Annotated in this window: 19 protein-coding genes and 1 pseudogene; 16 read left to right on the top strand and 4 right to left on the bottom strand. The window is 60.9% G+C overall.

Annotated features, from left to right (window positions below; translation table 11 throughout):
• Positions 1-139 precede the first annotated feature (139 nt).
• The gene (tam, locus tag C3Y91_RS17970; RefSeq protein ID WP_024323857.1) at positions 140-910 is read right to left on the bottom strand and encodes a trans-aconitate 2-methyltransferase; all 771 of its coding nucleotides are present in this window, start codon (positions 908-910) and stop codon (positions 140-142) included.
• Between the two features lie 125 nt (positions 911-1,035).
• On the bottom strand, positions 1,036-2,310 hold the full coding sequence (locus C3Y91_RS17965; protein ID WP_018070831.1) for a hemolysin family protein: 1,275 nt from the start codon (positions 2,308-2,310) through the stop codon (positions 1,036-1,038).
• A gap of 685 nt (positions 2,311-2,995) precedes the next feature.
• Between C3Y91_RS17965 and C3Y91_RS17960 the strand changes: the two genes are divergently transcribed.
• The 3 genes from C3Y91_RS17960 (at position 2,996) to C3Y91_RS17950 (ending at position 6,743) form a co-directional block, all read left to right on the top strand.
• Complete coding sequence (locus C3Y91_RS17960) at positions 2,996-5,377, top strand: methyl-accepting chemotaxis protein (protein WP_130685212.1); 2,382 nt, start codon at positions 2,996-2,998, stop codon at positions 5,375-5,377.
• Between the two features lie 184 nt (positions 5,378-5,561).
• On the top strand, positions 5,562-6,164 hold the full coding sequence (locus tag C3Y91_RS17955) for a P-loop NTPase family protein (protein WP_246780203.1): 603 nt from the start codon (positions 5,562-5,564) through the stop codon (positions 6,162-6,164).
• A gap of 72 nt (positions 6,165-6,236) precedes the next feature.
• Positions 6,237-6,743, top strand: coding sequence for a P-loop nucleotide/nucleoside kinase family protein (locus tag C3Y91_RS17950; protein WP_130763375.1), 507 nt, complete (start codon positions 6,237-6,239; stop codon positions 6,741-6,743).
• Between the two features lie 227 nt (positions 6,744-6,970).
• On the opposite strand, the gene C3Y91_RS17945 is transcribed toward C3Y91_RS17950, so the two are convergent.
• A complete protein-coding gene (locus C3Y91_RS17945) occupies positions 6,971-7,420 on the bottom strand; it encodes a hypothetical protein (protein ID WP_130743288.1) in 450 nt (149 codons plus the stop codon).
• 71 nt (positions 7,421-7,491) lie between these two features.
• The gene (locus C3Y91_RS17940; protein ID WP_018070838.1) at positions 7,492-8,178 is read right to left on the bottom strand and encodes a TetR/AcrR family transcriptional regulator; all 687 of its coding nucleotides are present in this window, start codon (positions 8,176-8,178) and stop codon (positions 7,492-7,494) included.
• Between the two features lie 125 nt (positions 8,179-8,303).
• Between C3Y91_RS17940 and C3Y91_RS17935 the strand changes: the two genes are divergently transcribed.
• The 13 genes and pseudogenes from C3Y91_RS17935 (at position 8,304) to C3Y91_RS17870 (ending at position 21,450) form a co-directional block, all read left to right on the top strand.
• Positions 8,304-9,029, top strand: coding sequence for a hypothetical protein (locus C3Y91_RS17935; RefSeq protein WP_130763376.1), 726 nt, complete (start codon positions 8,304-8,306; stop codon positions 9,027-9,029).
• Between the two features lie 119 nt (positions 9,030-9,148).
• Entirely contained in the window at positions 9,149-10,567 is a 1,419-nt protein-coding gene (locus tag C3Y91_RS17930) for a Dyp-type peroxidase (protein WP_174827068.1), read from the top strand.
• Positions 10,568-10,590: 23 nt separating this feature from the next.
• A complete protein-coding gene (locus tag C3Y91_RS17925; protein WP_168575650.1) occupies positions 10,591-11,709 on the top strand; it encodes a DUF4331 family protein in 1,119 nt (372 codons plus the stop codon).
• 2 nt (positions 11,710-11,711) lie between these two features.
• Complete coding sequence (locus tag C3Y91_RS17920; RefSeq protein ID WP_018070842.1) at positions 11,712-12,494, top strand: acetoacetate decarboxylase; 783 nt, start codon at positions 11,712-11,714, stop codon at positions 12,492-12,494.
• A 63-nt stretch (positions 12,495-12,557) separates the two neighbouring features.
• On the top strand, positions 12,558-13,346 hold the full coding sequence (locus C3Y91_RS17915; protein WP_018070843.1) for an SDR family NAD(P)-dependent oxidoreductase: 789 nt from the start codon (positions 12,558-12,560) through the stop codon (positions 13,344-13,346).
• On the top strand, positions 13,343-14,377 hold the full coding sequence (locus C3Y91_RS17910) for a tetratricopeptide repeat protein (protein WP_130763378.1): 1,035 nt from the start codon (positions 13,343-13,345) through the stop codon (positions 14,375-14,377). The genes C3Y91_RS17915 and C3Y91_RS17910 overlap by 4 nt, the downstream gene beginning before the upstream one ends.
• Positions 14,374-15,756: an NAD(P)/FAD-dependent oxidoreductase gene (locus C3Y91_RS17905; RefSeq protein WP_130763379.1), complete on the top strand. Its 1,383-nt coding sequence runs from the start codon at positions 14,374-14,376 to the stop codon at positions 15,754-15,756. The genes C3Y91_RS17910 and C3Y91_RS17905 overlap by 4 nt, the downstream gene beginning before the upstream one ends.
• Before the next feature lie 103 nt (positions 15,757-15,859).
• Positions 15,860-17,128 carry an NAD(P)/FAD-dependent oxidoreductase gene (locus C3Y91_RS17900; RefSeq protein WP_343227736.1) on the top strand — a complete coding sequence of 423 codons (1,269 nt, stop codon included), beginning with the start codon at positions 15,860-15,862 and terminating at the stop codon, positions 17,126-17,128.
• Between the two features lie 90 nt (positions 17,129-17,218).
• Positions 17,219-17,863: an urease accessory protein UreH domain-containing protein gene (locus C3Y91_RS17895; RefSeq protein ID WP_168575649.1), complete on the top strand. Its 645-nt coding sequence runs from the start codon at positions 17,219-17,221 to the stop codon at positions 17,861-17,863.
• A 75-nt stretch (positions 17,864-17,938) separates the two neighbouring features.
• Positions 17,939-18,265, top strand: a pseudogene (locus C3Y91_RS17890) (P-loop nucleotide/nucleoside kinase family protein); the annotation flags it as partial.
• A 407-nt stretch (positions 18,266-18,672) separates the two neighbouring features.
• Entirely contained in the window at positions 18,673-19,854 is a 1,182-nt protein-coding gene (locus C3Y91_RS17880; RefSeq protein ID WP_168575648.1) for a patatin-like phospholipase family protein, read from the top strand.
• Positions 19,855-19,882: 28 nt separating this feature from the next.
• A complete protein-coding gene (locus C3Y91_RS17875; RefSeq protein ID WP_075224792.1) occupies positions 19,883-20,641 on the top strand; it encodes an acetoacetate decarboxylase in 759 nt (252 codons plus the stop codon).
• Positions 20,642-20,667: 26 nt separating this feature from the next.
• Positions 20,668-21,450 (top strand): 3-hydroxybutyrate dehydrogenase, encoded by a 783-nt coding sequence (locus C3Y91_RS17870; RefSeq protein WP_075224793.1) that lies wholly within the window; start codon positions 20,668-20,670, stop codon positions 21,448-21,450.
• Positions 21,451-21,501: the final 51 nt, after the last annotated feature.

The raw sequence follows: 21,501 nt of genomic DNA, 5'->3' as shown, positions 1-21,501 counted from the left end.
ACGACGCCGAAAACAATGCGACGATCTCCGCGCCCGCCTAACCTAGCGCATATGAGGGTTAGGGTGAGGGGCAAGCCACACGGTAGGTTTAGGGTGAGGGCTACCATCGGCGCGAACCGGACATGCCGGCAGCGGCCGATTACCCTTTCACCGCCACCATGAAAATCCTCGGAAACCGCAGCAGCACTCGCCCGTCCGACATCCTGGGATAGGCCTTTTCCAACCGCTTGAGGTAATCCGCCAGGAATGCCTCGCGATGCTCTTCGCCGGCATGGGCGAGATAGGGCATCAGCCCGGTTCCCTTCACCCATTCGACGATCGCCGCCGCATCCGCCATCGGGTGATTGTAGATGGTGTGCCAGATATCGACGCGTGAAGCTTTGGCGATCAGCCGGCTGTAATAGGTGGACGGCGGCGGCAGCGCCTTGCGGCGCACGCTCTTCGCCTCGAAGGCGGATTTCCACGGGCCGGCATGGGCGGTCTCTTCCATCGCCAGATGCGAGGGTTCGCCGAGATTGTCGGGCATCTGCACGGCCAGCACGCCGCCTTCGGAAAGCCCGTCCATCAGCCGGTCGAAGATATCGAGATGATCGGGCAGCCATTGGAAGACGGCATTGGCAAACAAAAGGTCTGCAGGTTCATCCGGCTGCCAGATGCCGAGATCCGCCTCGACGAAGGCAGTACCCGGAAGCCGCTTGCGCGCCGCCTCCAACATGTTCATGTCGCTGTCGACGCCGGAGACGCCGACCGCCCCATAGCGCTCGATGATCAGCTCGGTCGAATTGCCCGGGCCGCAGCCGAGATCGATGGCATGACGAATGTTTTGCAGCGGCACCTGTGCCAACAGGTCACGCGCCGGTCGCGTGCGCTCGTCCTCGAATTTCACATATTGATTGGCGGACCATGCCATGGCGTTCACTCCTGCTGTCAGGTCACATCGTCCATGTGGTGGATGCGGATCTTGTCGATGTTGCGGCCATCGAGCTTGACGATCTCATCGGCGAAGTCGCCGGCGACCAAGGCAGCCGTCGATCTTCACTCAGCCGATACAAGTATTTTGTCCACGCGCCTCCCGTCGAGATCGACGACTTCGAAGCGCCATCCATCTCTCGTGAAGCTCTCGCCCAATTCCGGCAGATGTTTCAACTCTTCCAACACCAGGCCGGCGACAGTCTGATATTCCAGATCGCCATCGAGCCTGAGGTTTAAGAATTCAGCGAACTCGTCAATCGGCGTCCAGCCCGACACGAGGTAAGAACCGTCGTCTCGACGAGCGATGGCCTGTTCATCGACAGGTCCCTCCTGGAGAGCCCCCATGATTGCTTCCAAAATGTCACCCGACGAGACAATCCCCTCGAAATGGCCGTACTCGTCGAAAACCAGCACCATGTGAACGGGCGATTTCCTGATGGCTTCAATCACATTGATGGCAGTTGAAAGATCTGAAACCACCGGGACGTCTTGCGTCAGAGCCTTGATGTCGACAGTGCCGTGTTCGGACATCGAGTCGTAGAAGTCCTTGACCGGAAGGATGCCGATCACCTCGTCCGAACTGCCTTTTCGAACGGGCAACCGCGACCGCTTCGTCCGGTGCAACTGGGTCCGAATTTCATCAAGGCTGTCGTCGATATCAATAATTTCGACGTCTCGCCGGGGCGTCATAAGCGCTCGGGCGGTGCGGTCCGCCAGCCGCATGACGCCTGATATCATCGCGGACTCTTCGCTTTCAATAACGCCAGCCGACTGCGCCTCGGCCAGAACAGTTTTGATCTCTGCGTCAGAGACATTGTCGCCACCTTTTCCTGTTTGGCCCAAGAGCTTGAGCACAAGATTTCCGGAGGCGTTCAGAAGCCACACGAGTGGCAGCGCGATTTTTGAAAGTACCGCCATAGCGGGCGCGACCTTGGCCGCAACCGCTTCGGGTTCCCGTAATGCGATCTGCTTGGGAACAAGTTCGCCGACGATCAACGAAAGATATGTGATTGCCACAACGACTGAACCTACGCCAATGGCATCGGCCGCCGTCGATGACATCCCCTGGGCTTCCAGCCATCCGCTCAGGCGGCCGCCGAGCGTGGCCCCTGAGAACGCGCCGGATAGAACGCCGACCAGCGTGATGCCGATCTGCACTGTAGAGAGAAAACGACCGGGATTTTCGGCAAGTTTGATCGCTTGGGCTGCACCCTTGCTTCCATTGTCGGAGAGAACCTTTAGGCGGGCCGTTCGAGAAGACACAACAGCCAGCTCCGACATGGCGAGCACACCATTCAGGATGGTGAGAAACGCCACAATTCCAATTTCCAGAAACACAGGGACCCTATTCTTTGAGGTTGTAATGCCGCATTCATCGGGCGAAGCGGCGAGGCATTCGAAGGGACGCTCTATAGACGTATATACGTATCGCCTATCGTCTTTCCCTCATCGTGTTGACATCAGTGCAGGTTGCATCAGACCGCTCCTCTGAAGTGAAAGTCATGGGCCATCGGTAAAACCGGGTGGGCCCCGCGGCCACCCGTCATCGACAATGGTCTGGGAAGCGGCTCTCTGCGGGAGCCTTGATATGCTTGAGGCGAGGCGGAGGTCATCGCACCGTCTACAGTGGTCGCCTGCTTCGTCGGTCGGGAGATCCCGGTTGGAAGGGGCGGAGCTTGTACTGGATGGGTCGCTGTCAGGCATGTCGCAATTTTGACGGTGAAACAGTGCCGACGCAAGAGGTGCCGGGCGAAAATCCTTATAGCGTCTTGATGTGACAGTTTCGCCAACGGCAGCAGCATCGCGTTTGCGCGTCTTAAAAAGAGGCGCTGCGAGCTGCCCGGTCATAGGTAAAGCCGGCGCAATACACCGTAAATTAACAGCCTCTTCGTATTTTCTTTATATTGCGAACGATTTCCGCGACGTGCAGGCACGTCTCGAAATCAGTTCTCGGTCAGGGGGAAGCCGGGACGGAATAGATCGGTGCGCGATCGATGACCTGCCCGTTCGAGGAGGTAAGCGCATGCAGTTCAAATCGGCTACCGGACGCAACATTTTTTCCGTGGCAGCCTGCGGTGTCGTCGCGACGATCGCGGCATCGAGCGTTCTTTTTTACATCGCCTATAACGATATGCGCAAATCGAGCCTCGATCAGATGCTCCAGATCGCTGCCACCAACGCGCTTGGCGTCGAGAAATCCATGAGCGTGGCGCTCGGCATCGTCAATGCGTTGGAAACGTCGCTGTCGACGATGAAGGAAGGCGGAAATTCCAATCGTGCGACCGCCGACGACCTGCTGAAGAACATGCTGCAGGATAATTCGATGGCGCTCGGTGTTTGGACCGGTTGGGAACCGAATGCCTTCGACGGCAAGGACAAGGATTTCGTCGGCAAGGACGGCCACGACACGACCGGCCGCTACGTGCCTTACTGGGTCAGGAGTGGCGACAAGATCCAGCACACGCCGCTGGTCGATTATGGCGTGTCGGGCGCCGGAGACTACTACCAGCTTCCCTTTACCCAGAAAAAGACCGTCGTCATCGAACCCTATGTCTACGCGGTCGACGGCAAGGACGTGCTGATGACCTCGGTCGCCAAGCCGATCATGGTCGACGGCAAGGCGCTGGGCGTCGCCGGCATGGACATTTCGCTCGACGACGCCAACAAGGCGATCTCGGCAGTCCACCCGATGGAGACCGGCTATCTCAGCCTCGTGACAGGCGCCGGCAGCATCATCAGCCATCCCTCCGCCGAGCTCGCAGGCAAGAATATCAAGGACGGCGGTGATCTCACGGCCGGCTGGGATCAGTTGATCGCCAAGCCCGGCGTCGAGCAGGAGATCGCAGGCCCGGACGGCCAGACCTATTTCTCGGTCGCCTATCCGGTAAAGCTCACGGCTGACCTGAACTGGTATGCCGTCGTTTCGGTGCCGAAATCCACCGTCTTTGCCCAACTCAACAACATGGCATGGAGCGCCGTTGCGATCACCGCCATCGCTACCCTCCTGCTCGGTCTCGCAGGCTGGCTCATTGCCCGCAAATTCATCCGCCGCATAGAGGGCGTGATTGCCGAGACCGATCGCATCGCCCATGGCCAGCTCGACGTGCAACTGAGCGACAAGAATGCGAAGGACGAAATCGGCGACCTCTCACGTTCCCTCGCCATCCTGCTGGAAAGCAATCGCCAGAAGATCAAGCTGGAAACGGATGCGGAAAGCTCCCGGTCCCGCGAAGAGATCGAACGACAGGAACGTTCCGTCCTCCATGCCGCCCGTGAGGATTCGATCAAGTTCGCGGTCAGCGAACTCGGCAACGGACTGGCCAGCCTTTCCAATGGAGATATGACCGTCCGGCTGGAAAAGCCATTCACCGACTCCCTTGACGAAATCCGCGTCGATTTCAATGCGTCTGTCGAAAAGCTCCAGGCAGCCCTGATTTCTTTCTCCGAAAACGCTGCCGTCATTCAGGCCGGTTCGGAGGAAATCCGCTCCGGCGCCGACGATCTCGCCCGCCGCACCGAACAGCAGGCCGCTTCCGTCGAGGAGACTGCCGCAGCACTCGAGCAGATCACCACCTCGGTCAAGGACTCCACCCTTCGCGCCGAGGAGGCGGGAACGCTCGTCAGCCGCACCAAGGATGGTGCAGAAAAGTCTGGTGAGGTCGTGCGCAATGCCGTTGACGCCATGACCGGCATCGAGCAATCGTCGCAGTCGATCTCCAACATCATCGGCGTGATCGATGATATTGCCTTCCAGACCAACCTGCTGGCCCTCAATGCAGGTGTTGAGGCAGCACGTGCGGGGGAGGCCGGCAAGGGCTTTGCCGTCGTCGCACAGGAAGTGCGTGAACTCGCGCAACGTTCAGCGACGGCCGCCAAGGAGATCAAGGCGCTGATCACCTCGTCCGGCGACCAGGTCAAGCGTGGCGTCGATCTCGTCGGCCAGACCGGCAAGGCGCTGCAGGCGATCGTTGCCGAAGTCCAGCAGATCAACAGCAACGTCCAGGCAGTCGTCCAGGCCGCCCGTGAACAGTCGACGGGTCTCCTGGAGATCAACACGGCGGTCAACCAGATGGACCAGTCGACCCAGAAGAATGCCGCAATGGTCGAGGAATCGAATGCCGCCTCGCACACGCTGGTGACGGAAGTGTCTGCCCTTTCGGAGCGTCTGGCACAGTTCAATCTCGGCCAGACGGCCAACGCGGCTCCTGCCGCCCGGACGATTGCCAGGCCGTTGGCACGCCCGGTCGCGGCGACGCTTGCGGCGCGCAGACCGGTTCCCGCCTCAGCCACCGACCATGCCAGGCCCGCTCCCTCGCCGGCGCGCGCACTCGGCGGCAAGCTCGCAGCCGCCTTCGGCACCTCAGCCGCACCGGCTTCGACCGAGGGCAACTGGGAAGAGTTCTAGGACATTTGGCGCGCGACGCTGCTGAGCGCCGCGCCACACGCGCCCTCGAAGGCGGCAAGCATTGTTTTCCTCAAGCGGCCACAGCTGCAAGGATGGCGCGCGCTCAATTTTGATTTGAAAGCATTCAATATCTCGCGCTAAGGTCACACAAACCAGCATCAGCGCAAAGTCCTCGGAGTTGCCGATGACGTTTCCCAATCCCTCAGCCGCCTTTGACCGCATGCTCATCATGGGCAACGGCGGCGCGGGTAAAACATGGCTCGCCTGTCGTATCGCTGAGCAGCTTCACCATCCGGTTGTCCACCTTGATGACATGCATTGGGAGCCGGGGCGCTACGGCATCGATCGCGACAGAGCGTTGCGGGACGAGATGGTCAAGGCGGCGGCCGAGCGCGATGCCTGGGTCATGGAGGGCGTTTACGGGCAGCTGGCGAACATGGTCCTCAACCGCACGACGACCCTGATCTGGATTGATCTGCCGGAGGAAGAATGCATCGCCAACATCAAGCTGCGAGGCATCCAGGGCGGCGAGTCCCAAACCCAGTTCGATGGCCTTTTGAAGTGGGTGGCCGAATACCGGAGTAGAATGAACAACTGGAACTCTTTCGAGACGCACGCGCGATTGTTCTCGGTCTTTTCCCGTCCGAAATTCCTGTTATCGAGCCGTGAGGCCGTCACCGATTTTACCGGCCGGTTGTCCACGAGCATCAACGAGGCCGCCGATACCGTGGTTGGGGCCGGTGGTGAAAACCCGGTGCTGACTAAGGAATTGCGAACCAGGCCTTAATGGTGAAGTATTGCCCGACCGCGAGCTGCTCTGACGTTCTCGTGGAGCCTCTCCAAAAACGACGAGGTCACGATGCTCATTATCTTCGGTGGTCTGCCTGGCAGTGGAAAGACGACGATGGCCCGCGCTTTGGCTGAGCGGTTGAAAGCGGTCTATGTGCGCGTCGATACGATCGAGCAGGCAATCCGCGCTTCCGGAATTGCCGATGATGCTGGGCCTGCAGGCTATATCGTGGCTTACGGTATCGCCGGAGACAATCTGACCCTCGGCAGGACCGTGATCGCCGACTCTGTCAACCCGCTCCGGATAACCCGGGCAGCATGGCTTTCGGTCGCGCAAGCCGCTGGGGTGGCGGCGGCGGAGGTCGAGGTCGTTTGCTCGGACAAAGCCGAGCACCGCAACCGTGCTGAAACGCGCCTCCCCGACGTCGAAGGTCTGGTGAAGCCGACATGGCAAGAGATTTCCGAAAGAGCCTATGACGAATGGCACGATGCAATCGTCATCGATACGGCTTCGAAAACTGTCGACGCGGCTTTGGACGAACTGGTGAGCCGATTGAACTCGCTGGCGATGCGATGAATGTATGATTTCGTTTCCGAGCCGACACGTGGGGCGAGGCAGAGCTCATCGCAGCGTCCTATAGCGGCCGCCTTCCTGGGGGGCGATTCCGGTTTTGTCCGTCCGATGGCCCCGGTAGAGGCTGTCAAGATACGGAAATCAATGTGCGGCGGCGATCTTTCTTCACTTGGCTGGTTTGTGCGCCCAACGTGGTAGATGGTAGCTTTTCTACCGAGTTCCGTAAAATCCTACCGTCGGGCAGACAGGCGCCCTGTCGCCAATTCTGACCGGCAAGCCTCACCAAAATCGAGGAGAAAATTCATCGCGCCGGAACGGGCAAGATCCCGGATTTCGGAGAGCGAGCGATTGGGCGTCAAATAGGTTTCGACGATCCTTGCCATCGCCAGCTCGGCTGCATCCACGACTGGACGGGATGAGATCAGACGCATCTGGGCGACCAATGCATAAAGCAGCACGAGGTCGGAAACATCGTCCTTCTGGTGGCTTATTGCGTCACCGTAAAGCCGCGTGGCTTCTGCGATGAAATCCGAAAACAGCTTTTCGCGCTTGGCAGCCTCGGCCTCGCGTTGTTTTTCCTTCACCTGTGATCGATGCGTCATCCAGGTGGTGGCAAACGAGGTCAGGCTGCCAATCGCAATGCCGGCGAGGCCCATCAGAGCAGAGATATATGCATCCATGATTTTTCCTCTCGGAACCAGCCGGCGCAGGCACCACGTAAGTGATAGAGTGGTTGCTCGAGCCTCAAGCCCTACCCGGCTAGCGGAGGGCCCACCCAAACGCCTTCCGGCACTGCAGGTATACAATTCGCCAATCCATCGAGCATGCCTTGCAAGATGCTCTCGGTCAGCTCCCCCATCTTGTCGCTGGGGCCGACGAGGCGGTCTGCCAGCAGCAAAGTTAGACCGTGCATTTGGGACCAAAAAACGAGTATCGCCCCATCGAACATGCGGGTGTTGGCCTCGGTATCTGCAATGGGGCGCCCAAGAGCGCCGTCGGAAATCGCGTCAACGATAAGGGCTTTCATGTTGTAGGCGGCAGTTCTTTCGATCGCGGGACGCCCATCGTCCTGACCGCCGAGGTAGCCGCCGAACATCAATCTGTAGAGCGCTGGATTGTTGACGCCGCCGCAGACATAGGCGCGCGCCATTGCCCCAAGCCTCTGGCGAGGACTGTCGAGCTCCTTGGTCGCTTCGGCCATCCGCTTAGCCAGCAGTTCGAACCCGACCGCCGAGACGGCGGCCAGCAATTCGCGCTTGTCGGCGAAGTGCTTGTACGGGGCGTTGTGACTGACGCCGGCCCGTCGGGCGAGCTCACGCAGCGAAAACTCCGTGCTTTGAGACTCGCTGAGGACATCGAGTGCGGCCTCTACGATCGCCCTTTGCAGGTCGCCATGGTGATACGGGCGCTGCTCTATGGTGGAAATTTCTTTGGTCATATTCGTCCATTAGGTTCTTAAGTTGCTCGTGTCAACTTTTTTTGGCGAATGAAGTTGACAATGCCCACACTACCCTTTAAGTGGGCGCTGTCAACATCATTACGCCATCAGATTGGAGACTGCAAATGAGCCATGAACACCGCAGCTTGGAAGCGCTGTCCGAACACGGCGCGAACGCCAGCGGGTGGGGCCTGCGTTACCCTGGTCTTGTTATGGGCAAGGGCGGCAAGAACGAGGTCAAGGAATTTACCGGCATGTGGGGGCTGAAGCCCGACGCCGATCTCGTTGCGTTCACGGACACGCTTAGCCGCGATGTCCCTGTTTGGGGCGGCCCTGGGAAGACGTTTTCGGAGGCGACGACGATGCTAGGCCTGATCAGGACGGCGCGCTGGTTCGTCGCCAGGACACAGGACTTCGATGGTTACACCCTGTTCTTCATCTCTCAGTTCGACGGGACGCTCGACAAATACTTCGACGACTTCGTTCTCAATGGGAAGGAGAACCTGACGAAGATCTGGGGTCAGTGCGTAGGGTGTCCGAGCGGCCCGGATGCGACGGCACGTGACGTCGTGGAATATATCGCACGCGGTCAGATCAAGACGCTGGCCTGTTACGATGTCTTTCCCAGCCTCAGCCTCGGGCAGATCTATAAGGCCGCTGACTGGTACGAAAAAACCCAGAGATTTCAGCGCGCGGTCGCCAAGGGCGAGAGCAAGCTCGAAGACGCCGTCAATTCGTTTTTCGGAGAGCTGGCCGAATCCTACAAGCAAGTGCCGAGCGGCGCGATGATCGACACCGAGGTGGCTCGCCAGTGGCAGTACGAGGATGTCGCCGCACGCGTTAGCAAATAAGCGGGCAAAGGAAGGTCGTTCCGCCCCTGGCCTTCCTGGAGGGCGATCGGCTGTCGCCGCAGGCCTCGGCCGATCGCGTCTCCCATGATGCGGCAAATTACGCAATAAGGACAATAAGCATGCCAGATCTTGGTTCTCGACCGAGCTTAACGTCGGCTGACCTGAAGGCTCAACTGCATGACATTCAGGATAACGTCGTGGCGCCGATTCTGATGCGCTACGGCCGCCATATTTTCCTTAAATTTAATGACGGCGCGAAATCACGTGCGTGGTTGAGCAACATGTTCGACCGCGTCAACGCGCGCTCGCAAGAGCATGGAATGCGTTTCACCATCAATGTCGGCTTCACCTACGAAGGCCTGAAGACGCTAGGTCTGTCCCAACGCTCGTTGGACAGCTTTCCCGAGGCGTTCCGGGTAGGCATGCGGGGCCGCGCCTGTATCGTGGGCGATATCGGACCGCATGCGCCGGAACACTGGGATGGCGGCCTTGGAGGGGCCGACATCCACGCGATGGCGTGGCTCCGAACCGATTCCGGCCAAGGTCGGGAAGAGGCAACAGATATCCTTCGCGAGGAATTTGAAGCGACCGGCGGGGTCGAGATCCGGTTCGTTCAGGACACCATGGCGCTCGCGCATGAAAGCGGAATCGGGTCCGAGGGCGAGCATTTCGGGTTTGCCGATCCAATCTCCCAGCCACCGATCGAGGGCGCCGATACGCCTTCCTATCCCGGCGATGGGGTGCTCGAAAACGACGGCACATGGCGCCCGCTGAAACCGGGAGAGTTCCTGCTCGGCTACGAGGACGAGGTCGGACCCGGCGGCACGATGACGCCCGAACCATTCGAACTACGGCTGAACGGAACATACATGGTGTTCCGCAAGCTCTACCAGGACGTGGCAGCGTTCCGTCGATACCTGGCGACCGCCGCGCGGTCGCTCTTCGGCAGCGACGATCAGGAACACCGGGACCTTGTCGCGGCCAAGCTTATGGGGCGCTGGCCCAGCGGTTGCCCACTCGACCTGTCGCCAGAGAAGGACGATCCGGCCATCGCCGCCGACCCTGAGCGGCGCAACGATTTCACCTATGCCGGCGATGACCAAGGCCTGCGGTGTCCGCTCGGCTCGCACCTGCGTCGCAGCAACCCGCGTGCCACACCCCTTAAGCGGGCGACTGCCGTGAGGCGCCACCGACTGCTGCGGCGCGGCGTCGAGTACGGCCCGCCTCTCAAGAATGGCGCGCTTGAAGACGATGGGGTCGACCGCGGCCTAATCAACCTGTTCATCCAGGCCGACATCGAACGACAGTTCGAATTCGTCCAGGCCGAATGGATGAGCGGTGGCGAGTTTCTGGGGCTCGACCCGGCCGAGCAGGACCCGTTCAATGGCGTCGGGGGCCAAGGATCGCAAATGTCCGTTCCGGGCGCCAAGCGACCGTTCCTTTTCGACCTGCCTAACTTCGTGACGGTGAAGGGCGGCGAATACTTGTTCGTGCCTGGGCTGAAAGCGCTCACGGGCATCATCGATCAAAAATTTTGATTCCACGGAAAGAGGCGAACACAATGTCAGACCATTTCAGCGGCCCCGCGGTCATGGACGATCCAGCGGTGGACATCACCGATTTCTACGCCTTTCCCAGCCCGGAACGCCAAGGGAATCTCGTCCTGATCATGAACGCGTTTCCCATGGCCACATCGCAGTCCTTCTTCAGCGATGTCGTGACCTACCGATTCCGGCTGCGGCCGCTGACCCGGTCGGGCGACAGCTTCGAGCACGGTCCGGCGGAACATACGATCGACGTGCTGTTCAGCGACGTGCCGGACGGGACGTCGGTACAGAAGGGGACAGTCGTCACCTCGAACGGGCGCGAGGCGGGCTTCGCCTCTGGCGAGCCGTTGGAACTCGACGGCTTGCGAGTCTATGCGGGATTGGTCAGCGACCCGTTCTTCATGGACGTCGAGGCGACTATCCGCACGGACATGACCGGCAAGCTGTCCTTCAAGAAGAAGGGCACGAATACCGTCGAGTTTCGCGACGTGCTGACGATCGTCGTCGAGGTGCCGTTCGCTCCAATCCTTGAACGCCTGGGTGGCGTCACACTCATTGCGGCCATTGCGGAAACGGTTGTCGCGCGCCGCGGCAAGCCGATCCGGCTCGAACGTGTCGGCCGGCCGGAAATGAAGAACGTCATGCTGTCGAATGCGACACGCGAGCCGAAGGGTGTCGAACTGCGAGACCTTTATAACAAGGAGGACGCCTTTTCGCTCTCCAAGGAATATCGGGCGCTCTACGAGTCGCGTGTCGATTCATCGCTTGCGTTCTTCGACGGTCTCGACGGCGAGATTGCCTGGCCATCGGCAGCGGACGGCCGACATCCCATGCGGGATCTGCTCTTGAGCGACTACCTGATCCTGGATCTCGCTCACCCCTTCGCGACGGGCAATTTCCTCGAGATCGAGCGGGCAGTGCTCGAGGACCGTCCGCACGCCACCGCAGGCGGTCGTTGGCTGGACGACGACATCCTGGACGAGATGCTCACGCTGCTCGTGAACGGCGGGCGCGGCGAGCGACTGGGCGATGGGGTCGACGGTCCGACCAATCCGGCCGCTCCGGTCTTTCCTTACGTGCGTCAAGCCAACCAGCGGACGGACCTTCCCGTGCCCGCATTTGTGGAGAATTGAACATGGACAGCATGAAAGCCAATGGCAGCATCGCCGACTGGTTCCTGGAGTATCCTGTGATGTCGACGCTGAGGCCCAGTTACCCGCGGGGGCCCTGGCACTACAAGGACATGCACCAGCTCATCGTCACTTACGAGAGCACAGCGGAGGCCGTACGCGCGGTCGTCCCGAGACCTCTCCAACCCGCCGAGGGCAACCGCGTCACCATCGAGTGGCGGAACATGACCGATGTCAGCGGATTCGGGCCGTACGTCGAGATCGGTCATTCGGTGGCCTGCACCTTCGAGGGCAAGCCGGTCATCTACGTCTTCCAGGCATTCCTCAACAGCGAGTCGCCGACGCTCGCCGGTCGCGAGATCCTCGGCTTCCCGAAGCGGCACGGCGAGCCCGAGCTGAAAGCCGTCCGGGAGGTGTTGACCGGCACCCTCTCCTATGGCGGAACGCAGGTCGCGCTTGCGACCATGCCGTACCGCATGGTCGACCTGTCTGATCGCCTGGCCGAGATAGAGCAGGAGCTGCAGACCACCCAGCTCGTGCTGAAGCTTCTACCCGACGTCGACAATCACACGCCGAAGGTAGCCCAGCTCGTGAAGGTCAATCTCTACGACGTCCGATTGAAGGGCGCATGGGGCGGTCCCGCGGAACTGTTCATGGTCCCGCATGCCGGCTGCCCGGTCGCGGCGCTTCCGGTCGTTCGTGTTCTCGAAGGCCGCCAGCACCTCTGGGACATGACCCTCAACGACGGCGAAGTCGTCTACGACTACCTTGAGGCCGAGCGCCGCTAGGCTGGAACAAGAAGTCCGATTTTTTTGCGAGTGGGAGACCACCGCCATTGATGGAGAATTGAAATGGATGAGTTGAAAGGCAAGGGCGCCGTCGTGACCGGCGCCGCGTCGGGCATCGGCAGGGCGATTGCAACGGCCTTTATCGAAGCGGGCGCGAGCGTGGTGCTTTGCGATCTCAATGCGAAAGCGCTCGACGAGGTCACCCAAGAGCTCGGTGATCGCGCGATCGGTTGCTTGACGGACGTTTCGAACGAGGTTGAGGTCCAGGGCGCTATGATCACTGCGCTCGACAATTTCGGCTCGCTGGATATCGTCGTCAATTGCGCGGGCTTTGGTGCGATCACGCCGCTTACCGAGCTTACCGCCGAAAAGTGGAGAGCCGTTCAGGACGTGACGCTCGGCGGAGTGTTCTTCGGGGTCAAGCATGGCGCCCGGATCATGATCGAACAAGGACGGCCGGGCGTCATCATCAACATCTCCTCGGTGAACGCGCGGCAGGCCGGCGAAGGTCAGGTGGCCTACTGTGCCGCGAAGGCCGGGGTGGACATGATCACCCGCTGCGGCGCCCTGGAACTCGGTGGTCGAGGCATTCGTGTCGTCGGCATCGCGCCCGGTCTCGTGGAAACACCTTTGACCAGGAAAGAGCTCGAAAATCCCGCCATGCGTGACCTCTTCCTGGGCGTCATCCCGATGAACCGCGCTGTCGCTGCGGAAGAAATTGCCGCCGCTTCCGTGTTTCTCGCGTCCGACAAGGCGCGATCGATCAATGGCGATACGATTGCGATCGACGGGGGCTCGCTGACGCGGGGCTATCCGGCGCTGCTCACCGGCCTGAAAAGTCACGTTTCATGATGATCGATCGCGGGCGCTATACGAGCGGGCGTATTGCTCTCGCCAACCTGTCGACGTCGATCGACGGGTTGGAGCGGGAGCGTGCTGCGAGCGCGAGCTTCGAAAGCTTGCTGACGCTCGCGAAGCTCTTCTTTCTTCGCGGCGACTTGCTCGGCAGTGTCGCGGACCACGACCGGGGGGACTCAATCGCCACCGAAGCGATTGACATGTCGCCCGACTGCGCAAGAGCGCTCTATGTTCGCGCGCAGATCGCGGGACGCTTCCACTGTTTCACGAAAGCGAAAGGGCTTCTCGCTCAAGCACTGGTGGCTGGATATCCGAGACAGGAAATTGAAGCAGAACGGGCGGCTCTGCTTCAGGCGACCGGATACTACAACGAAGCGCTGGTCCTGCGCGAAAGACTGGCGAAGCGCAATCCTCGGATTGATACGCTTGCAAGCCTCGCGACGCTGCTGGCGGAGATGGATCAATGGGGAAGGGCGGAGACCTGCTATCTGGCTGCGCTCAACGCCGACGATGGCGTGTCTCCTTTCCCGTGCGGGCAACTTCTCTTCGAATGGGGAGTGAGTTCGATGCGTCGGGGCGATCTGGATCGAGCGGAGAGAATCTTCGCAGCGCTCGACGCGGTGCTGCCGGCACACGTTCCGGGACGCGGGCATCGCGCCGAGGTGGCGTTCGCGCAAGGAAAGTTGGACGTTGCAGAAGCGCTTGTCGCGCCCCTGCTGGAAGCCTCCGATGATCCGGAGTACCGCGCGCTCTATGCCGAAATCCTAGCCGTGCGTGGCGACGGCAGATCCGCCAGACACGCCGAACTTGCAGCCGAAGCATATGAGCGGCTCCTGGCGCGTCGGCCCGAAGCCTATGCCGACCACGCGGCGGCTTTCTTCATGGGGGTCGGCAATCGGCCAAAGCGAGCGCTCGAGCTGGCCTTGGTCAATTTAGAACTCCGCGACACGCCGAGGTCGCGCAAACTCCTTGCCAAGGCGAGTGCCGCCAAACAAATTACCGTCGCCCGCGAGTTCGCCGTATGACCGCTCACCAAATCGCCGCGATAAACCGGACATCGCTGTGCAAGATCGTTGTCATCGGCGCAGGTTTCGCCGGCCTGGCTGCCGTCCGCGCATTGCGCGACAGCAATGCCGACATCACGCTTGTCGACCGCAACAATCACCACCTATTTCAACCATTCCTCTTCCAGGTCGCCACGGCGATCCTGGAACCGGCGGAAATTGCGACGCCTATCCGATCGCTTCTGCAAGAGATGCACAATGTCCGGGTGGAAATGCGGGAGGCGAAGCGCATCGACCTGTCCCGCCGGCTTGTCGTCATGAATGAAGGCGACGATCTGGCCTATGACATCCTGGTGGTCGCGACGGGAGTGCAGACGAGCTATTTTGGTCACGAGGCGGAATGGGCGCCGCACGCGCTTGGATTGAAGTCGCTTGGCGACGCCGTCACCGCGCGCAATCGACTTCTGAAGGCCTTCGAGCGAGCCGAATTGGAGCCTGATCCTTGGAAACAGGCGCGCGACATGACGGTGGTCGTCGTAGGCGGTGGGCCGACGGGCGTCGCGATCACAGGCACGATCAGCGAGTTTACCCGAAGGACGCTCGCATCCGACTTTCGAAATATCGACCTCAGCGAGGCGCGCATCGTACTCGTCCAGTCGGGGCCAAGATTGCTTCCGGCATTCAGCGAACGACATTCGGCCTATGCGGCCCGTGCGCTGGAAGGCCAGGGGGTCGAGGTAAGGCTGGGTGTTCCCGTAATTCATGTGGATGCGGCGGGCGTCATCGTCGGCGACGAGCGCATCGCGGCTGCTACCGTGTTGTGGTGCACCGGCGTCGAGGGAGTGCCCCTGGCAGGTACAATCGGCACCCATGTTAATCCGGACGGAAAGGTGGCGGTTCTCGACGATTTTTCCGTGCCGGGACATCCCGAGTGTTTTGTTGTCGGCGATGCGGCCCATGTCATGGGCCCCGACGGCCGGGCGATGCCGGGCCTGGCGTCGGTTGCGCAGGATCAAGGCAAATACGTCGGCAGACTTATCGCCGCTCGGATTGCGAACACCACCCATCCCAAGCCTTACGCGTCATTCACGCCGAGCAAGCTGGCAACCATCTCGCGAAACGTCGGCGTCGCGGAATTTTGCGGCCGTTCGATCACCGGCTTTCCCGCGTGGTTGTCGTGGGGACTGCTGCATCTTCGAACCTTGTCGGGCGGGGGCCATGCAAGGCTTTCGATCCTGGCAAACTGGGCGCGCCTTCTGACCACTTACCGTCGTAGCGGGCGTCTGATCGTCGAGCCGTCGGAGCTGACAAACGGTCGGGGCGGGCGCGCTCCTGCAGTTGGCGAAACCCCCGACGACACTGCGACCGCGACCCCTGAGGTCGCGGTGTCTTGCAAGTGATTATATCTGGAGAAGATAAATGCGGAAATCATCCACACCATCCGACAAGCCGCAGACACAGGATCCTGAACATGGAGGCGCGCCTTCAAGGCCCCACCAGATCGTGGTCGTCGGGGGCGGAATCGCCGGGCTGGAAATTGCCTCCAAACTGCCAGGAAGCCTACGCAAAACCTCGATCGCCGTGACGCTGGTCGACCGGGAGCCTGCCTATGTATGGAAGCCGATGCTGCATACGATCGCTGCCGGAACCACGGACGTTTCCCAGCATGAAACCTCCTATATCTCCCAAGCCCGCAACCGACGTTTCGTGTTCGAGACGGGAGAACTCAAGGGCATCGACCGGAAAGAGCGGAAGGTCCATCTGAACCCATTGGAGATCGACGGTCGCCGTATTTTGCCGGAACGAGCGATCTCCTATGACACGCTGATCCTTGCCACGGGTAGCGAGGCGAACGACTTTGGAACGCCAGGGGTGCGCGACCATTGCCTGACGATCGACAGCCGTTCCCAGGCGATGAACTTCAATCGCAAGGTAATGGCGCACATGCTCGAAGCGCTCGCGGCCAACAGCACCTTGCAGATCGCGGTGGTCGGAGGCGGCGCCACGGGAGTCGAACTCGCCGCAGAGCTTGTCCAGCTCGCCGATGTCTCCGCCTATTACGGCGCAGCCGGACTGCGCGACCAGGTCAAGGTGACGCTGATCGAGAGCGGCCCCATGCTGCTGGGTGCCTTTCCCAATCGTGTGGCGATTGCCGCTCAGGAGCGTCTCGAGAGGCTCGGCGTCACCGTCCTGACGGGCGCGCGGGTCGTCGCCGCCGAAGCCGGTTGCCTTCGACTGGCGGACGGAACAAAGATCGACGCTGAGCTGAAGGTATGGGCGGCCGGTGTAAAGGCGTCGGATGCCTGCGCCTCTTTCGATGGCCTTGAGGTGACACGCAACAATCAGATCGTGGTGGGACCAACCCTGCAAACGACGCTTGATCCCCGGATTTTTGCCGTCGGGGACTGTTCGAGTTTTTCTGTGGAAGACAACGGCAGGCCGCTACCTCCGGCAGCCCAGGTTGCGCATCAGCAGGCTTCGCATTTGATCCGTCATCTTCCTGGCTGGCTGGAAGGGAGGGAGCTGCCCTCGTTCTCCTACAGGGACTTCGGTTCGATCGTATCGCTAGGCGGCTACGGCGCCTACGATTCGCTGGGACAATTCGGGATGTTCACGGGCGGCTTCATACGCGGACGCGTGGCGCAGCTTGGTCACGTTCTCCTCTATCGCAGCCATCAACAGCGGCTGCACGGATTCTGGCGTGGCGGGATGATATGGCTCGCGGACATGATCAATTCCCACGTCCGAGCACGCATTCGATTGCCCGAATGATGATGCGCTGTGGCTGAACATTCGCTCCGTGCCACGCTGGATCGCGCTCCCTGACCGCTATGAGAATTCCACCGCCCCAAAGGCTAAGACATGCCCCCCTTCGTTCTGATGACCCTTCTGGCCTCCGGGCTCTTGGCAGGCTTTGTTCACGTCGTTTCCGGCCCGGATCACCTTGCCGCCATCGCACCATATGCCGTCGACGCCAAAGCTCGGGCCTGGCGGACTGGGATTCGATGGGGGGTCGGACACAGCGCCGGCGTCGTTGGCGTGGGGCTGTTCGCGCTATTGCTCCGCGATACCATGTCCATCGATATTGTCTCCGCCTGGGGCGAGCGTTTCGTGGGCGTCATGCTCTGCGGCATCGGCATTTGGGGATTACGGGCAGCATTTGCCGATCGGGCCCCAACTCATTCCCACGGGCATTGTGGGCATTCGCACCGTCACCGGCACAAGCATCCGGCCTTTGCAATTGGCACGGTGCACGGACTCGCCGGCAGTTCGCACTTGCTCGGCATCGTGCCGGCGCTGGCGTTGCCCACGAATACAGAAGCGGCCGCCTATCTCCTGGTGTTCGGTCTCGGCACGATCGCAGCGATGGCGACCTTTTCAACCTTCATTGGCTTGCTCGCGGGTCGGTCGGGCGCCCGAAGCGTCAAAGTGCAAAATGCACTCATGGCCTCGTTTTCGATGCTCGCCATTGTTGTCGGAGGCGTGTGGTTCTGCCAGGGCATTTGAACAGCTCCTTCGACAGGGTTCAGAAACGCTTCAGCAACCCCGGAGCACCACTACGCAGCGAGGAGCCTCGGCGGTCTGTCTGGCTGTGGAAAGACGACGATTGCCCGCGCTTTGGCTGAGCGGTTGAAAGCGGTCTATGTGCGCGTCGATACGATCGAGCAGGCAATCCGCGCTTCCGGAATTGCCGATGATGCTGGGCCTGCAGGCTATATCGTGGCTTACGGTATCGCCGGAGACAATCTGACCCTCGGCAGGACCGTGATCGCCGACTCTGTCAACCCGCTCCGGATAACCCGGGCAGCATGGCTTTCGGTCGCGCAAGCCGCTGGGGTGGCGGCGGCGGAGGTCGAGGTCGTTTGCTCGGACAAAGCCGAGCACCGCAACCGTGCTGAGACCCGCGTCATGGTGCGGGAACAGGCAACGCCCCGGATTTCATAGAGCGAGCGATTGGGCGTCAAATAGGTCTCGACAATCCTTACCATCGCCAATTCGGCTGCGTCCACGACCGGTCGAGATGAGATCAGGCGTATGTGGGCAACGAGCGAAAACTTGGTGCTTTGAGCCTCGCTCAGAACCTCGAGCGCGGCCTCTATGATCGCCCTGTGCAGGTCGCCATGGTGGTAGGGCGCTGGTGTTTGGTGAAATGTCTTGGGTCATGCCGGCCACCTAGATTCTTAAGTTGCTCATGTCAACATTCCGTCAAACGGATGTTGACATTGTCCACTCCAACGCTTAAGTGGGCATCGTCAACATTAGCTGCGGCCGGTTTGGAACCAAAGGCAGCGGGATCAACAACCGAGGTAAACTGCATGGCCGCCCAACAACATACCGTCAAAGACAAGGCACATCGCCTCGCAGAACGTCCGCCGTTCGAGCGTATCGCGCTGTTGTTGCAAGGCGGAGGGGCGCTCGGTTCATATCAGGCCGGCGTCTATCAAGCACTGGCCGAAGCCGGTCTGCATCCTGACTGGGTCGCCGGCATCTCCATCGGTGCCATCAACAGCGCTCTGATCGCCGGCAATCCGCCCGAAAGACGAGTGGAGGCGCTCAGGAGCTTCTGGGAGACGGTAACCGCCCCGGCTCACGGGTTTCCCACTCTGTTTTCGACGATGTTGGGGGCGATGGGGCTCCAGGGTGATTTCGCGCGTGGCCTGCTCAATCAGGCACATGCCTTCGCCACCCTTATGGACGGCGCCGCAGGCTTCTTCACGCCACGTCCGGTGCCACCTTTCTTTTCATCCGCCGGCAGCATCGAGGCGGAAAGCTTCTACGACGTCGCACCGCTGAAGGCGACGCTGGAACGGCTGGTGGACTTTGACCGCATCAATACAGGGGCCATGCGTTTCAGCGTCGGCGCCGTCAACGTGCGCACCGGCAACTTCGAGTATTTCGACACTACGACCCACAATATCCGCCCCGAACATATCATGGCGAGCGGCTCCCTGCCGCCTGGCTTCCCGGCGACGAGGATCGACGGCGAGTGTTACTGGGACGGCGGCCTCATCTCCAACACGCCGCTGCAATGGGTCCTCGATAACGCGCCGCGCCAGGACACGCTGGCCTTTCAGGTTGACCTCTGGAGCGCGAATGGCGAGTTCCCGCGTGACCTGCTCGGAATCGAACTACGGCAGAAGGATATCCGCTTCTCGAGCCGCACGCGCGCGGCGACCGACCATTTCAGGACGCAGCAGCGGCTGCGCCGCGCACTCGGCCATCTGGTCGAACTCGTCCCGCAGGACGCTCTGCTGCAAGCCGATCCGGAGATCAAGCTGCTCGTCGATCAGGCCGACGAGAAGGTCTACAACATCGTCCAGCTCATATATCGCGCCAAGAAATACGAAGCGAGCTCCAAGGATTACGAGTTCTCCCGGCTGACGATGGAGGAGCACTGGGCCTCCGGCTACAACGACGCCCTTCAAACATTGCGCCACCCCGAGGTGCTGCAGCGGCCCGGCACGCCGGACGGCGTCGCCATTTTCGACTTCGATTGAGATTTCACCCAAAGAGAAGAGCACGACCATGAAGATCGCCGCAGTCCGCGAAAATGCCTTCGCGATGCCGCTCAACAATCCGGCCTATCCGAGGCCACCCTACAAGTTCTACAACCGCGAATTTGTCGTCATCAACTACCGGACCGATCCGGAGACCCTGCGCGCCGTCGTGCCGGAGCCGCTGGAAGTGATCGGCGACACCGTCGCCTATGAATTCATCCGCATGCCGGATTCGACTGGCTTCGGGGACTATACGGAAACCGGGCAGGTCATTCCGGTGCGCTTCACGACGCCATCGGGCAAGGTGCAGGAAGGCAGCTATGTGCATGCCATGTATCTTGATGACAACTCTCCGATCGCCGGCGGCCGCGAGATCTGGGGCTTTCCGAAGAAGCTGGCAACGCCGAAACTGTCGCACGAGCAGGAGACGCTCGTCGGAACGCTGCACTATGGCTCGGTTCTCTGCGTGAGGGCGACCATGGGCTACAAGCATCGCGAGCTCCCGCTGGAGCCGCTGGCAAAGGCGATGGCGAAGCCCGCCTTCGTGCTGAAGGTCATCCCGGACGTCGACGGTTCGCCCCGGATTTGCGAACTCGTGCGCTACTATCTCGAGGATGTGACCCTGAAGGGCGCATGGGCCGGCCCGGCAGCCCTGCAATTGTTCGAACACGCGATGTGCGACGTTGCGCGTCTCCCCGTGCGCGAGGTCACGTCGGCCAGCCACTACATCGCCGACCTGACGCTCGGCCTCGGCGAGGTCGTATTCGACTACCTCCAACACGACTGATCTCCCGCAACTGAAAGGAACTATCCATGTCTCGATTTGATGGAAGAGTGGCGATTGTCACCGGAGCCGCGAGCGGCATCGGCAAGGAGATCGCGCTTCGCTTCGCAGCCGAAGGCGGCATTCCCGTGATCGCCGACCTCAATCTTGACGCCGCGAACGCAACGGCGGCCGAGGTCAAAAGCAAGGGCGGCGATGCCTTCGCCGTGGCGATGAACGTCGCCGACGAAGAGCAGGTGGAAAAGGCCGTTGGCGAGGTGATCGCCAGGTTCGGCAGGATCGACGTGCTGGTCAGCAATGCTGGCATCCAGATCGTCAAGCCGCTGGTCGACTTTCCCTTTGCGGACTGGAGAAAGCTGCTTTCGATCCATCTCGACGGCGCCTTCCTGACCACGCGCGCCTGCCTCAAGCACATGTATGCCGCCAATTATGGCCGGGTGATCTACATGGGTTCCGTGCACTCCAAGGAAGCCTCGAAGCTGAAGGGGCCCTATGTCACGGCCAAGCACGGACTGATCGGACTGGCCAAGGTACTGGCAAAGGAGGGAGCCGAGCACAACGTCACGGCCAACGTGGTCTGTCCCGGCTTCGTGCGCACGCCGCTCGTCGACAAACAGATCCCCGAGCAGGCGCGGGAGCTCGGCATCAGCGAGGAGCAGGTGGTCAAGACGGTGATGCTCAAGGACACGGTCGACGGCGAGTTTACCAGCACCGATGATGTGGCCGACGCTGTTCTCTATTTCGCGGCGGCCAGGTCCAATGCGGTGACCGGCCAGTCGCTGGTCGTGAGCCACGGCTGGTTCATGCAGTAGGATCGGTTGCGGTCGCACGACGCCCTTTGCGGCGCCGTGCGACAGGAACGC

The organism is Rhizobium ruizarguesonis (assembly GCF_012349115.1).
GTDB classification, from domain to species: Bacteria; Pseudomonadota; Alphaproteobacteria; order Rhizobiales; family Rhizobiaceae; genus Rhizobium; species Rhizobium ruizarguesonis.
This window is presented reverse-complemented; position numbering and strand designations above follow the sequence as displayed.

Excerpts from the sequence above, each read along its gene's own strand:
- C3Y91_RS17905 (WP_130763379.1), top strand. The coding sequence starts at position 14,374 with ATGACCGCTCACCAAATCGCCGCGATAAACCGGACATCGCTGTGCAAG.
- C3Y91_RS17880 (WP_168575648.1), top strand. The coding sequence starts at position 18,673 with ATGGCCGCCCAACAACATACCGTCAAAGACAAGGCACATCGCCTCGCA.
- C3Y91_RS17960 (WP_130685212.1), top strand. The coding sequence starts at position 2,996 with ATGCAGTTCAAATCGGCTACCGGACGCAACATTTTTTCCGTGGCAGCC.
- C3Y91_RS17935 (WP_130763376.1), top strand. The coding sequence starts at position 8,304 with ATGAGCCATGAACACCGCAGCTTGGAAGCGCTGTCCGAACACGGCGCG.
- C3Y91_RS17945 (WP_130743288.1), bottom strand. The coding sequence starts at position 7,420 with ATGGATGCATATATCTCTGCTCTGATGGGCCTCGCCGGCATTGCGATT.
- C3Y91_RS17940 (WP_018070838.1), bottom strand. The coding sequence starts at position 8,178 with ATGACCAAAGAAATTTCCACCATAGAGCAGCGCCCGTATCACCATGGC.
- C3Y91_RS17915 (WP_018070843.1), top strand. The coding sequence starts at position 12,558 with ATGGATGAGTTGAAAGGCAAGGGCGCCGTCGTGACCGGCGCCGCGTCG.
- C3Y91_RS17875 (WP_075224792.1), top strand. The coding sequence starts at position 19,883 with ATGAAGATCGCCGCAGTCCGCGAAAATGCCTTCGCGATGCCGCTCAAC.
- C3Y91_RS17920 (WP_018070842.1), top strand. The coding sequence starts at position 11,712 with ATGGACAGCATGAAAGCCAATGGCAGCATCGCCGACTGGTTCCTGGAG.
- C3Y91_RS17950 (WP_130763375.1), top strand. The coding sequence starts at position 6,237 with ATGCTCATTATCTTCGGTGGTCTGCCTGGCAGTGGAAAGACGACGATG.
- C3Y91_RS17870 (WP_075224793.1), top strand. The coding sequence starts at position 20,668 with ATGTCTCGATTTGATGGAAGAGTGGCGATTGTCACCGGAGCCGCGAGC.
- C3Y91_RS17910 (WP_130763378.1), top strand. The coding sequence starts at position 13,343 with ATGATGATCGATCGCGGGCGCTATACGAGCGGGCGTATTGCTCTCGCC.
- C3Y91_RS17925 (WP_168575650.1), top strand. The coding sequence starts at position 10,591 with ATGTCAGACCATTTCAGCGGCCCCGCGGTCATGGACGATCCAGCGGTG.
- tam (WP_024323857.1), bottom strand. The coding sequence starts at position 910 with ATGGCATGGTCCGCCAATCAATATGTGAAATTCGAGGACGAGCGCACG.
- C3Y91_RS17895 (WP_168575649.1), top strand. The coding sequence starts at position 17,219 with ATGCCCCCCTTCGTTCTGATGACCCTTCTGGCCTCCGGGCTCTTGGCA.
- C3Y91_RS17955 (WP_246780203.1), top strand. The coding sequence starts at position 5,562 with ATGACGTTTCCCAATCCCTCAGCCGCCTTTGACCGCATGCTCATCATG.
- C3Y91_RS17930 (WP_174827068.1), top strand. The coding sequence starts at position 9,149 with ATGCCAGATCTTGGTTCTCGACCGAGCTTAACGTCGGCTGACCTGAAG.